At 68.4% G+C, this 13,314-nt stretch carries 10 protein-coding genes; 4 read left to right on the top strand and 6 right to left on the bottom strand.

All coding sequences use genetic code 11. The features are described 5' to 3' along the window. The first annotated feature begins 10 nt into the window (after nt 1-10). Both smeB and smeC read left to right on the top strand, forming a co-directional pair. Nucleotides 11-3,160, top strand: a complete 3,150-nt coding sequence (gene smeB / locus H4O10_RS04410) for a multidrug efflux RND transporter permease subunit SmeB (protein WP_088470439.1) — start codon at nt 11-13, stop codon at nt 3,158-3,160. Continuing rightward, nucleotides 3,157-4,572: a multidrug efflux transporter outer membrane subunit SmeC gene (gene smeC / locus H4O10_RS04405; RefSeq protein ID WP_049453735.1), complete on the top strand. Its 1,416-nt coding sequence runs from the start codon at nt 3,157-3,159 to the stop codon at nt 4,570-4,572. The genes smeB and smeC overlap by 4 nt, the downstream gene beginning before the upstream one ends. Nucleotides 4,573-4,742: 170 nt before the next feature. Here the strand turns inward: smeC and mnmG are convergent, their stop codons facing one another. Then, nucleotides 4,743-6,632, bottom strand: a complete 1,890-nt coding sequence (mnmG, locus tag H4O10_RS04400) for a tRNA uridine-5-carboxymethylaminomethyl(34) synthesis enzyme MnmG (RefSeq protein ID WP_049453736.1) — start codon at nt 6,630-6,632, stop codon at nt 4,743-4,745. Between the two features lie 550 nt (nt 6,633-7,182). Beyond that, nucleotides 7,183-7,671, bottom strand: a complete 489-nt coding sequence (locus tag H4O10_RS04395; RefSeq protein WP_049403683.1) for a hypothetical protein — start codon at nt 7,669-7,671, stop codon at nt 7,183-7,185. Between the two features lie 159 nt (nt 7,672-7,830). Between H4O10_RS04395 and H4O10_RS04390 the strand changes: the two genes are divergently transcribed. Both H4O10_RS04390 and H4O10_RS04385 read left to right on the top strand, forming a co-directional pair. After that, complete coding sequence (locus H4O10_RS04390) at nt 7,831-8,793, top strand: pyridoxal-phosphate dependent enzyme (RefSeq protein WP_049453738.1); 963 nt, start codon at nt 7,831-7,833, stop codon at nt 8,791-8,793. Next, complete coding sequence (locus H4O10_RS04385) at nt 8,778-9,422, top strand: YdcF family protein (RefSeq protein WP_024958800.1); 645 nt, start codon at nt 8,778-8,780, stop codon at nt 9,420-9,422. The genes H4O10_RS04390 and H4O10_RS04385 overlap by 16 nt, the downstream gene beginning before the upstream one ends. A gap of 114 nt (nt 9,423-9,536) precedes the next feature. Here H4O10_RS04385 and bioC read toward each other — a convergent pair whose 3' ends face one another. From bioC to bioF, 4 genes are read right to left on the bottom strand one after another with little or no spacing between them, the layout of a single operon-like run. Continuing rightward, nucleotides 9,537-10,421, bottom strand: coding sequence for a malonyl-ACP O-methyltransferase BioC (gene bioC, locus H4O10_RS04380; protein WP_182680959.1), 885 nt, complete (start codon nt 10,419-10,421; stop codon nt 9,537-9,539). Nucleotides 10,422-10,433: 12 nt separating this feature from the next. Continuing rightward, the gene (locus tag H4O10_RS04375) at nt 10,434-11,213 is read right to left on the bottom strand and encodes an SDR family oxidoreductase (RefSeq protein ID WP_049453741.1); all 780 of its coding nucleotides are present in this window, start codon (nt 11,211-11,213) and stop codon (nt 10,434-10,436) included. Nucleotides 11,214-11,242: 29 nt separating this feature from the next. Beyond that, nucleotides 11,243-12,022 (bottom strand): pimeloyl-ACP methyl ester esterase BioH, encoded by a 780-nt coding sequence (gene bioH, locus H4O10_RS04370; RefSeq protein ID WP_033833757.1) that lies wholly within the window; start codon nt 12,020-12,022, stop codon nt 11,243-11,245. Nucleotides 12,023-12,039: 17 nt separating this feature from the next. Further along, complete coding sequence (gene bioF / locus H4O10_RS04365) at nt 12,040-13,263, bottom strand: 8-amino-7-oxononanoate synthase (protein WP_049453743.1); 1,224 nt, start codon at nt 13,261-13,263, stop codon at nt 12,040-12,042. Nucleotides 13,264-13,314 lie beyond the last annotated feature (51 nt).

Genomic DNA, 13,314 nt, shown 5'->3' with positions numbered 1-13,314 from the left:
CCTGGCCCACATGGTTCGTTTCTTCATCGACCGGCCGATCTTCGCCTGGGTGATCGCCATCGCGGTCAGCCTGCTCGGCCTGCTCGCGATCCTGATCCTGCCGGTGGACCGCTACCCGCAGATCGCCCCGCCCACCATCACCATCCGCGCCACCTACACCGGCGCCTCGTCCCAGACCGTGGAAAACGCGGTCACCCAGGTCATCGAGCAGTCCCAGCAAAGCCTCGATCACCTGATGTACATGACCTCGACCAGTGCCTCCGACGGCTCGGCGCAGGTCAACCTGGTGTTCGCCACCGGTACCAATCCGGATACCGCGCAGGTGCAGGTGCAGAACCAGCTGCAGGCCGCCATGGCCACGCTGCCGCAGGCGGTGCAGCAGAACGGCCTGACCATCACCAAGTCCAGTGGTTCGATCTTCGAGGTGCTGTCGTTCACCAGCGAAGACGGCAGCATGGACAACTTCGATGTCGCCAACTTCATGGAAGCGCGCATCGATGACCAGATCAGCCGCGTCAGCGGTGTCGGCAACATCCAGCCGATCGGCCAGGAATACGCCATGCGCATCTGGCTGGATCCGGAGAAGATGCGCCAGTACGCGCTGATGCCGTCGGACATCGAGACCGCACTGCAGGCACAGAACACCGATGTCTCCGCCGGTGAGCTGGGTGGCCAGCCGGCGCTGAAGGGCCAGCAGCTCGACGCCACGGTAACCGCGCGCAGCCGCCTGCACACGCCCGAGCAGTTCGCGCAGGTGGTGCTCAAGGCCGATGCCAACGGCAGCGTGGTGCGTCTGGGCGACGTGGCGAAGATCGGCCTCGGGCCGGAAAGCTACGACAGCATCAGCACCTTCAATGGCAAGCCGTCGGCGTCGCTGGGCATTGAACTCAATGCCGGTGCCAACGCGATCGCCGTCTCCAAGGCCATCGATGCACGGCTTCAGCAGCTGCAGAAGTACTGGCCGCATGGCTACACCGCCCACGTGGCCTTCACCACCACGCCATTCGTGACCATTTCGCTGAAGGAAGTGGTGATCACCCTGATCGAAGCGATCATCCTGGTGGTGCTGGTGATGTACCTGTTCCTGCAGAACTGGCGTGCCACGCTGATCCCGACCATCGCGGTGCCGGTGGTGCTGCTGGGCACCTTCGGCGTGCTGGCTGCATTCGGGTATTCGATCAACACCCTGACCATGTTCGCACTGGTGCTGGCCATCGGCCTGCTGGTGGACGATGCCATCGTGGTGGTGGAGAACGTAGAGCGGGTGATGACCTTCGAAGGGCTGGCGCCGAAGCCGGCCACGCTGAAGGCGATGGGCCAGATCACCGGCGCGCTGGTCGGCATCGTGCTGGTGCTGACCGCGGTGTTCCTGCCGATGGCGTTCTTCAGCGGTGTAACCGGGGTGATCTATCGCCAGTTCTCGGTGACGATCGCCGCCGCGATGATCCTGTCGGTGCTGGTGGCGATGACCATCACCCCGGCACTGTGTGGCAGCATCCTGCACCAGATTCCCAAGGGCGGCCATCCGCATGGCGACCACGGTGGCGAGCCGAGCCTGCTGGGCAAGTTCTTCATCTGGTTCAACCACCGCTTCGAGCGTACCTCCAACGGCCTGCGTCACCGCGTGGATCGTTTCCTCGGCCGCCGCTCGCTGGGCGTGCTGTTCTACCTGGTGCTGAGCGTGGCCACCGGCCTGTTGCTGTGGCACCTGCCGGGCGCGTTCCTGCCCGATGAAGACCAGGGCATGCTCAACGCGCTGGTGAAGCTGCCGGCCGGTTCCACGCTGGAGCAGACGCGGGCGGTGATGGATCGTCTGAGTGCCGTCGCGGTGAAGGACGACGGCGTGCTCTCGATCCAGGCCACCGCCGGCTTCAGTGTTACCGGCAGCGGCCAGAACGTCGGCCAGGCCTTCATCCGCCTGAAGGACTGGGATGACCGCAAGGACGACGCCGATACCATCGCCGCACGCTTGACGCGGGCGATGGCCAGCGTGCCCGATGCGCAGGTGTTCATCACCTCGCCACCGGCCATCCTGGGCCTCGGCGATGCGGGTGGCTTCACCCTGGAACTGCAGGACGAAGGCGGTGCCGGCCATGCCGCCGCCGTGGCCGCGCGCAACACGCTGCTGAAAGAAGCCGCCAAGGACCCGAAGCTGGTCAACGTGCGCTACGCCAGCCTGGAAGACGCGCCGGTATACGCGGTGAAGGTGGACGACGCCAAGGCGCAGGCGATGGGCGTGAACCCGCAGGACGTCAATGACACCTTGAACGCGGCGTTGGGCGGCGACTTCGTCAACAACTTCATCTACAAGGGACGCATCAAGAAGGTGTTCATCCAGGGCACCGCCGAAGCACGCATGCAGCCGCAGGACATCGAGCGCTGGAGCGTGCGCAACCAGGCCGGGCAGATGGTGCCGCTGTCGTCGCTGATCAGCACGCATTGGACCAGTGCGCCGGCCGCACTGCAGCGCTACAACGGCGTATCAGCGATGGAAATCACCGGACAGCCGGCGCCGGGCGTCAGCTCCGGCGAGGCGATGGCCGAGATCGCGCGGCTGGCCGACACACTGCCGGAAGGCTTCAGCCATGCCTGGTCGGACATGGCCTACCAGGAACAGTTGTCGGGCAACCAGGCGCCAATGCTGTACGCCATCTCGCTGCTGTTCGTGTTCCTGTGCCTGGCCGCGCTGTATGAAAGCTGGGCGGTGCCGTTCGCGGTGATGCTGGCGGTGCCGGTGGGCGTGTTCGGTGCGGTGCTGATGATGAACCTGCGTGGCCTCAACAACGACGTGTACTTCCAGGTCGGCCTGCTGACCACGATTGGTCTGGCAGCGAAGAACGGCATCCTGATCGTCGAGTTCGCGCGCATCCTCGAACAGCAGGGCAGGGACACCCGCGACGCAATCCTGCAGGCGGTCTACCTGCGGCTGCGGCCGATCGTGATGACTTCGCTGGCGTTCCTGATGGGCGTGTTGCCGCTGGTGTTCGCCACCGGGGCCGGTTCGGCCGCGCGCCGTTCGCTGGGTACCGGCGTGGCCGGTGGTACGGTGGCCTCGATGGTGCTGGGCATGTTCTTCGTGCCGTTGTTCTACCTGCTGGTGCGCCGCCTGTTCCCGGGCCGCGCGCCGGCCGACGCCACTGTCCCGGAGACAAGTCCATGAAGCCGATGCTGCTGCGCGCCCTGGCGGCCGCAACGATGACCGCCGTGCTGGGCGGCTGCGTGAGCATGGCCCCGCACTACCAGCGACCCGAGGCGCCGGTGCCGGCACAGTTCGGCAATGCCGCCATCGGCGCGGCCGAACCGGCACTGGCGATGCCGGCCCGGCGCGACGTGTTCCTGGAACCGCGCCTGCAGCAGGTCATCGCGCTGGCGCTGCAGAACAACCGCGACCTGCGCGTGGCGGTGCTGCAGGTGGAGAAGGAGCGCGCGCAGTACCGCATCCAGCGCGCGGCACTGCTGCCGTCGGTGGATGCCAGCGGCAGTGTCACCCGTTCGCGGGTGAGCGATGCCAACAGCGAGACCGGCGTCACCCAGGTGACCGAATCCGATGCCGTGCAGGTGGGCATCAGCAGCTGGGAGCTGGACCTGTTCGGGCGTATCCGCAGCTTGAAGAACGAGGCGCTGCAGAACTGGCTGGCCAGCGCCGAGAACCAGCGCGCTGCGCGCACCAGCCTGGTGGCTGAAGTGGCGACGGCGTGGCTGGCGCTGGCGGCCGACGAGCAGTCGCTGGCATTCACGCAGCAAACGCTGGGCAGCCAGCAGCAGACCCTTCAGCGCACCGAGGCCCGCCGTGCACAGGGGCTGGCCTCGGGCCTGGACCTGTCGCAGGTGCAGACCAGCGTGGAAGCCGCGCGCGGTGCGCTGGCGAAGCTGCAGGCCCAGCAGGCGCAGGATCGCGATGCATTGCAGCTGTTGGTGGGGGCACCGCTGGATCCGGCCCTGCTGCCAACCGCGCAGGCGCTGGGTGGCAGCGTCGCATTGGCGCCGCTGCCCGCCAACCTGCCGTCCAGCGTGTTGCTGCAGCGCCCGGACGTGCTGTCCGCCGAGCATGCATTGCAGGCAGCCAACGCCGATATCGGTGCCGCGCGCGCCGCATTCTTCCCGACGCTGGCGTTGACCGCCAACTACGGCCACAGTTCCACCGCGTTGTCGACGCTGTTCTCGGCCGGCACCCGTGGCTGGTCGTTCGCGCCCAGCATCACCGCGCCGATCTTCCATGCCGGTGCACTGAAGGCCTCGCTGGATGCCTCGAAGATCGGCAAGGACATCGGCATCGCGCAGTACGAGAAGGCGATCCAGCAGGCCTTCAGTGAGGTGGCCGATGCGCTGGCCACGCGCGATCACCTGACCGCGCAGCTGGACGCGCAACGCGCGTTGGTGGCTGACAGCCAGCGCAGCTACACCTTGGCCGATGCGCGCTACCGCACCGGACTGGATGGCTACCTGCAGTCGTTGGATGCGCAGCGCAGCCTGTATGCCGCGCAGCAGGACCTGATCGCCCTGCAGCAGCAGGAGGCGGGCAACCGGGTGACGCTGTTCAAGGTGTTGGGTGGCGGCGCCGACGCGCGGTAACGCGCCCGCCAATGTGGGTGTGTCTTCCGCTCCGGTAGGTGCCGACCTTGGTCGGCACAAATGCATGCAGCATCGCGATCTGATGATTCGTGCCGACCAGGGTCGGCACCCACCAGGGCAGACTCATGTGCCGACCCAGGTCGGCACCCACCAGAAGCAGGTGCGACCGCTTATGCCACGCGGCCGCGGCGCGCCCGCTCCAGATGCACCAGCAGCAGCGAGATCGCTGCCGGGGTCATGCCCGGGATGCGCTGCGCCTGGCCGATGGTCTGCGGGCGCACGCGCTCCAGCTTCTGCAGCGCTTCGGCCGACAGCCCGCGTACCGTCGCATAATCGAAGGCTTCAGCGATCGGCGTGGCTTCGTGCCGCTGCTGGCGCTCGATTTCCTCGCGCTGGCGATCCAGGTAGCCGGCGTACTTCACGCCGATCTCCACCTGCTCGGCCACCTTGGCGTCGGCCACGGCCGGGCCCAGCGACGGCACCTGCATCAGCTGCGCGTAATCCAGCTCGGGGCGCTTGATCAGGTCCAGCACATTGGTTTCGCGGCTGACCGCCACGCCCAGCGTGTCCTGTACCTCGCGGCCCAGCGCATTGGCCGGGGTCGCCCACAGTGCGCCCAGGCGCGCGCGCTCGGCGGCGACGGCAGCCTGCTTGGTCTCGAACGCGCTCCAGCGATGGTCATCCACCAGGCCCATTTCGCGGCCGGCGGGGGTCAGGCGCTGGTCGGCATTGTCCTCGCGCAGCTGCAGGCGGTATTCGGCGCGGCTGGTGAACATGCGGTAGGGCTCGTTGGTGCCGTGGGTGATCAGGTCATCCACCAGCACGCCCAGGTACGCCTCGTCGCGGCGCGGGCACCAGCCATCCAGTCCACGTACCTGGCGTGCGGCGTTGAGGCCGGCCAGCAGGCCCTGCGCGGCCGCTTCTTCATAGCCGGTGGTGCCGTTGATCTGGCCGGCGAAGAACAGGCCGTTGACCAGCTTGGTCTCCAGCGAGGCCTTCAGCCCGCGCGGATCGAAGAAGTCGTACTCGATCGCGTAGCCGGGGCGGGTGATGTGCGCGTTCTCGAAACCACGGATGCTGCGCACCATCTCCAGCTGCACGTCGAAGGGCAGCGAGGTGGAGATGCCGTTGGGGTAGATCTCGACGATGCCCAGGCCTTCGGGTTCGACGAAGATCTGGTGGCTGGCCTTCTCGGCGAAGCGCACCACCTTGTCCTCGATGGACGGGCAGTAGCGCGGGCCGATGCCTTCGATCTGGCCGCTGTACAGCGGCGAGCGATGCAGCGCGTCGCGGATGATCTGGTGGGTCTGTTCGGTGGTGTGGGTGATCCAGCAGCTGACCTGCTGCGGATGCTTGTCCACCGAGCCGAGGAAGGACATCACCGGGCGCGGCGAATCACCGGGCTGTTCGTCCATCACGCTGTAGTCCAGCGAGCGGCCATCGATGCGCGGCGGCGTGCCGGTCTTCAGGCGGTCCACCTGGAACGGGCGCTCGCGCAGGCGCGCGGCCAGCGTGGTGGCCGGCGGGTCGCCCATGCGGCCGGCGGCGTACTGGGTGGGGCCCACGTGGATCTTGCCGGCGAGGAAGGTACCGGCCGTCAGCACCACGGCCCCGGCGTCGAAACGCAGGCCGGTCTGGGTGATGACGCCGCGCACGGCGTCGCCTTCGATGACCAGATCGTCCACTGCGGCTTGGAACACGGTCAGGTTGGCCTGGCCTTCGACGATGGCGCGGATCGCCATGCGGTACAGGTTGCGATCGGCTTGGCAACGGGTGGCACGCACGGCCGGGCCCTTGGAGGCGTTCAACGTGCGCCACTGGATGCCGGCGCGGTCGGCGGCATGCGCCATCGCACCGCCCAGGGCGTCGATTTCCTTGACCAGGTGGCCCTTGCCGATGCCGCCGATGGCCGGGTTGCAGCTCATCGCGCCCACCGTTTCGATGTTGTGGGTCAGCAGCAGGGTGCGCACGCCGGTGCGGGCCGCGGCCAGCGCGGCTTCGGTGCCAGCGTGGCCACCGCCGATGACGATGACGTCGTAACGATGGAAGGACGGATTCATGGGGGCTGTTCAGCTGGGGGCGGGCGCGGCCGGGGGGGCGGCGCCGGGGTGGCGATTTTAGCGCCATTCGGGTCCGGGACGTCGGCACCGGTCGGCCGGCGACGAAATCAGCCCTAAAGTTGGCAGGATTTTTGCAGATAACCCAATAGCACCCACCGTGGCTGGCGCCGTAGGCGCCCGTGACCGGAATTGGAACAGGGGCCGGTACAGGCGCACGGTGGGGGAGCAGAGGGCCGGCAGTCGGGGGACTGTCCGGCCCTGTTTTTTTGGGGTGCCGGGAAAGGCCCCGTCCACGCATGGCGTGGATCTACTGACGCTGGGTCTCTCGCCGGTTGGCGGCCCGGCAAAACAAACGGCCCCGCATTGCGGGGCCGTCTGCCTTCAGAGGTGCCGACATCCGACAGGGCCGGAACAGGGGGGATCCAGATGTTCCTGTCGGATATCGACGTAGAGCTTTTTGCGGCGGCCCGTGTCGTTTTTGTCACTTTGTGACGCGGGCCGTCACTGTCCGCGTAGATTGCGGCTTGGACCGTGTGAAATGCAAGACGGTTCAGCGCTCAACTGTGCGCTGCGTCGCACGATCCATGTTGCGCCAGGGGGAACCGTTCATCCTCGGCGCACTCGGTGCCGGGGACGGGCGGGCCTGCGGCGCGGGCGACGGCGGCTGCATGTTCGATTGCGGCGGGCGTCGCATCGAATCCATGTTCCGCCACGGGGAACCGCCGTTGTACGACGGCCGCGGCGGCGGCGGACGATTCTCGCCACCGTTGCCGGGCGGACGCGGCGGCGGGCGGTGGTTGTGCGGTGGGCGGTAGATCGGGCGCGAGTAGTATGGGTTGCCATAGCCGCCGTAATAGCCGCCATAGCCACCGTAGTACGGGTAGCCGTAGTTGTAGGGATAGCCGGCCGGGTAGCGGTACTCCACCGACGGCGCGCCGTGGTAGTAGCCGCCACCGCGGCCACCGCCTACATAATCGTAGGTGGTGCAGCCAGTCAGGCCCAACAACAGGCCACCGGCAAGCAACAGGCGCATTTTCATGGTGGGTCCCCCCAGAGGACGGATGTGCAGCCAGCTTCGTGCGCGGGCATTGAATCGGCCCTTAATTCGGCTGGCCAGGATGAATGGAGGCGTAGGCCTGCATGCTGGCATGACCTGTGCCCCGGTCGCCAGCGCGGGGGCATACGTTAATCTTGCGTCATGAGCGATTCACTGTTGCCCCGCGCCGATGATGTCCTGCTTGCTGCTGCGAGGATTGCCCCGCATGCCAGCGTGACCCCGGTGCTGCGCTCGCGCACCCTCGATGCAATGACCGGCGCGCAGTTGGCCTTCAAGGCCGAGCACCTGCAGCGTGGTGGCGCATTCAAGTTCCGTGGTGCCTGCAATGCGATGTGGTCGCTGGATGCCGATCGCGCCAGTGCTGGCGTGGTGACCCATTCCTCCGGCAACCACGGCGCCGCGCTGGCCCTGGCCGCACGCACCCGGGGCATCCCCTGCCATGTGGTGGTGCCGGAGGGGGCGGTGGCCGCCAAGCTGGCCAACATCGCCCGCCACGGCGCCACGCTCTGGCGCTGCCCGCCGACCATCGCCGACCGCGAGGCCACCTGCGCCAGGGTGCTGGCCGATACCGGCGCAACCCTGGTGCATCCCTATACGAACCCGGCGGTGATGGCCGGGCAGGGCACCGCGGCCCTGGAACTGCTGCACAGCGACGGCCCGTTCGACGCGCTGGTGGTGCCGGTGGGCGGCGGTGGCCTGGCCAGCGGTACCGCGCTGGCCCTGCAGCATGCCAGTCCGCAGACCCGGCTGATCCTGGCCGAGCCGGCCGGCGCCGATGACACCGCGCGCTCGCTGGCCATCGGCGAGCGCCAGGGTGCGTTCACCCCGGACACCATCTGCGATGGCCTGCGTACTCTGATCGGCGCGCCCAATTTCGAGTTGCTGCGCGCCGCCGGTGCCGAGGCGATCGTGGTCGATGACGCCGCGACGCTGGCGGCGATGCGCCTGCTGTGGGACGTGCTCAAGCAGGTGGTGGAGCCCTCTTCGGCCACCGTGCTGGCTGCGGTGCTGGCGCAGCCGCAGCGCTTCGCCGGCCTGCGCGTGGGCCTGGTGTTGTCCGGCGGCAACGTCGACCTGCCAGCGCTGCGCTGGGGGGCGGCGTGAGCCGCGGGCGGCACCGCGAACGCACCGGCCTGCTGGGCTGGTTGTGGCGGCTGTTCGTGCTGCTGGTGATCTGGCTGCTGGGCGTGACCGCCTGGATCGTCTGGGTGGGTGAACGCGACCAGGCCGCCAAGGCCGACGCCATCATCGTGCTGGGTGCGGCCGCCTATGACGCCAAGCCGTCACCGGTGTTCGAAGAACGCATCCGCCACGGGCTGGATCTGTATGAAGCACGCTATGCGCCGCTGCTGATCTTCACCGGTGGCTATGGCGGCACCGGTGCGCGCTTCTCCGAGTCGCAGGTGGCGCGGCGCTACGCGCTGAAGCATGGCGTGCCGGACGATGCGATCCTGATCGAAACCGCTTCGCGCAATACCGTGCAGAACCTGGTTGAAGCCAAGCGGCTGATGGACCAGCGCGGCCTGCACCGGGTGATCGTCGTCAGCGATCCGCTGCACATGGCGCGCGCGCTGCGCCTGAGCAAGGCGCTCGGCATCGATGCGCTGGCCTCGTCCACGCCCAGCACGCGCTTCCGCAGCTTCCATACCAGCTGGCGCTTCCTGGTGCAGGAAATCTATTTCTTCCACCGCGACCTGGTGCGCCCGCCGTTGAGTTCGCCGGCCAATACCTGAGGGCGGAAGCCTGCGTTGGGCGCGGCGTCGCATTGGGTAGTGCCGGCCGCTGGCCGGCAGATGCCCACCATGGAATCGTGAGGTTGCCGGCCAGCGGCCGGCACTACCAGACGATCAGGTCTGCTTGCGCCGGATCGGAATCGCCGACACCGGCACCGAGGCGACGTCATGCCCGCCTTCGCGGATCGGCGCGCCCGGATCCGGTGCCCAGGCGTGGGCGTAGATCACTTCCCAGCTGCTGGGCAGCTTGCCGTCGGCACGGCGCATCGGCTCGTATGCGGCGGCGGCAGCGGCGAAACGACCACGCCCGGTCAGCGTATGGCGGCGGTCCACCCGCGCGTTGGTCGCACCCATCGCGCGCAGCTCGCGCATCAGCGAGGGCAGGTCGTCGTAGGTCAGGGTGAACAGATCGCGGTCCAGCACCGGGTCGCGGAAGCCGGCCATCATCAGCGCGTCGCCGAACTGGGCGATCTGCGCGAAGCGGCTCACGTGCGGACGATCATCGGCGGCGGCGAACGCTTCGTTGAGTTCCACCAGGGTTTCCGGGCCGAAGGTCGAGCACAGCAGCAGGCCACCGGGCTTGAGCACGCGACGGAATCCGGCAAACACCGCCGGCAGGTCGTCCACCCACTGCAGGCACAGGTTGCTGAAGATCACATCCACGCTGTTGTCGGCCAGCGGCAGCGCGGCGGCATCGCCGCACAGGCGCTGGAACGGCTTCCACCACCCGGCCTGGCGCTTGGCCTGGTCCAGCATCGGCAGCGCCACATCCAGCGCGATCACCTGCGCCTTCGGCCAGCGCTTCTTCATCAACGCACTGGCATGGCCGGTACCCGCGCCGATGTCCAGCACCACCTCGGGCTTGTGTGCCTCCAGGTAGTCCAGCGATTCGATCAGTCGCGACTGCACCTCGCGCTGCAGGGCGGCGGCGGCGTCGTAGCTGCTGGCGGCACGCGCGAACGCGCGGCGGACGTGGCGGGCATCGAAGTGGGACGGCATTGCGAAAGTCTCTTAGAACGTACCGGGGTAGGCGCCGCCGTCGATCAGCAGGTTCTGCCCGGTGAGGTAACCGGCCTGCGCACTGCACAGGAAGGCGCAGGCGGCGCCGAACTCGTCCGGCGTGCCGAAGCGGCCGGCGGGAATCTGCTGGCGGCGGCGCTCGGCTACTTCGCCAGCATCGCCGTCCTTGCCCGCACTGTGGGCGAAGTTGGCGCGCAGGCGGTCGGTGTCGAACTGGCCGGGCAGCAGGTTGTTGATGGTGACGTTGTGGGCCACGGTGCGGCGCGACAGGCCGGCGACGAAACCGGTCAGGCCGCTGCGCGCGCCGTTGGACAGCGCCAGGATGTCGATCGGGGCCTTCACCGCCGACGAGGTGATGTTGACGATGCGGCCGAAGCCGCGCTCGATCATCGCGTCGACGGTGGCGCGGATCAGCGCGATCGGCGCCAGCATGTTGGCGTCCAGCGCGGCAATCCAGTCGTCGCGCTCGAAACTGCGGAAATCACCGGGCGGCGGACCACCGGCGTTGTTGACCAGGATGTCCACCTGCGGGCATGCGGCCAGTGCCGCAGCACGGCCGGCCTCGGTGGTGACATCGGCGGCAACCGCGCGCACCTCGGCAGCGGCGGGCACGGCACGCAGTTCTTCAGCGGCGGCCTGCAGCGCAGCGTCACCACGGGCCACGATCACCACGTTCACGCCCTCGCGCACCAGCGCACGCGCGCAACCCAAGCCCAATCCCTTGCTGGCGCCGCAGACCAGTGCCCAGCGGCCGTTGATGCCCAGATCCATGCGTCAGTCCTGCGGAATTCGGAAGGTGTTCATTGTCCGCCATCAGCCGGCGACAGGGCGGCAACGAAGTGTTGCAGGGCGGCGGCCACTTCGTCGGCATGGCCAAGGAACGGCGCGTGGCCGCCGTGGGCGATGGTCAGCGCCTGCGCACCCGGGGCCAGTGCTGCGGCGGCCTGCATCGCCACCGGAGACACCAGCCGGTCACGCTGGCCGGCGATCCACAGGCTGGGCTTGCCCAGCGTTGGCAGTGCGCCGCGCAGGTCAGTGCTTTCAAGCAGGCGCAGGCCTTCCAGCAGGGCGCGTTCGGTGGGCGCACCGCGCTCGACCAGGCGCTGGCGCAGGGTGCGCAGCTCCTCGCGGGCGTGTGCCGAGCCCATTACGTCCAGCGCGAGGAAGCGTTCCAGCGTGCCGCCGAAGTCGGTCGCCAGCTCGCGGCCGAACTGCTCGAACACCGCCGGCTCCACCGCGTGCGGCCAGTCATCGCCTCGCACGAAGCGCGGCGTGGCGGCGATCATCGCCAGCCCGCGCACCTTTGGCAGCGTGGCCGCCGCGTGCAATGCGAACAGGCCGCCCAGTGACCAGCCGCACCACACCGCCGGCGGCGTAGCCGCGGCAATGGCACCTACCACGAACGGCAGGCGCAGCGGCGTGGTGTCCTCGCGGCTGTGCCCATGGCCGGGCAGGTCGACCAGATGCAGGGTGAACTGGTCCGCAAGCCGCTGCACCAGCGGCGCGAACACGCCGCCCTGCAGGGCCCAACCGTGGATCAGCACCAGGTCCGGTCCACGGCCGGTGACGTCAATATGCATGGGCAACGACACGGAACTCAGGCAAAGACAGGCAGCGGCGGTGGCGCGGCTTCACGCACGGCCAGGGCCACGCGTTCGCGCGCGCTGGCGATGGCCTCGACCAGCCCCCGCACCTGTTCCGGCGTGTGCAGCGCAGACAGTGTCACCCGCAGGCGCGCCTTGCCTTCCGGCACGGTCGGCGGGCGGATCGCACCGACCAGCCAGCCGGCCTGTTCCAGCGCCGTGGACATGGCTACGGCGGTGTGGTCATCGCCGCACAGCAGCGGTTGGATCGGCGTGTCCGAACCCATCAGGTCCAGCCCATGGCGGCGTGCTTCGCTGCGGAACAGCGCGATCAGGTCTGCCAGTTTGGAACGGCGCCAGTTGTCCCTGCGCGCCAGGCGCACCGCTTCAAGCGCAGCGGCGGCCATCGCTGGTGGCACGGCGGTGGTGTAGATGTACGGGCGTGCGGTCTCGGCCAGATGCTCGATCAGGTCGTCGCGGCCCAGCACCAGTGCACCCGAACCGCCCAGTGCCTTTCCCAGCGTGACCAGCTGCAGCGGCACATCGTCCACACCCAGCCCGGCGGCGGCCACGGCACCCCGGCCATCACCGACCACGCCTACACCGTGCGCATCATCCACATAGAACAGCGCCTGCTGCAGGCGTGCCACAAGCGACAATGCACGCAGCGGTGCGATGTCGCCATCCATGCTGAAAACACCATCGGTGGCCAGCATTGCCGCGCCATCGGGCGCATGCTTGAGCTGACGCATTGCGCCTTCCGCATCCAGATGCGGATAACGGCGCAGGCGTGCACCGGCCAACCGGGTGGCATCGAGCAGGCTGGCGTGGTTGAGCTTGTCCTGTACGCAGACATCGTTCTCTTCGCTCAGCAGCGCCTGCTGCACCGCCAGGTTGGCGGCGAAGCCACTGCCGAACAGCAGCGCACGCGGATAGCCAAGCCATTCGGCCACCTCGCGTTCCAGCGCCTCATGCAGGGCATGATGGCCGCAGACCAGGTGCGAGGCACCGGCGCCAGCGCCTTCGCGTGCGGCGGCGTCCTGCAGCGCGTTGACCACGCTGAACTGCTGGGCCAGGCCGAGGTAGTCGTTGCTGCAGAAGCCGGTCTGCCACTGGCCGTCCACTTCCAGGCGCACGCCATCGCGACGGGTGACCGTGCGTCGCGGGCGGCGACGGCCTTGGGCATCGCGCAGGGCGCGCTGGGCGTGGAGGCGGGCGGTCAGGTCGGGGCGGGCCATGGTGGCTGAATGCGTCGACGGGGCGGCTAGGGTAGCGCGTTGACGCGGCGG

Origin of the sequence: Stenotrophomonas sp. I18B00994, assembly GCF_014145825.1 — a bacterium.
Classification (GTDB): domain Bacteria; phylum Pseudomonadota; class Gammaproteobacteria; order Xanthomonadales; family Xanthomonadaceae; genus Stenotrophomonas; species Stenotrophomonas maltophilia.
This window is presented reverse-complemented; position numbering and strand designations above follow the sequence as displayed.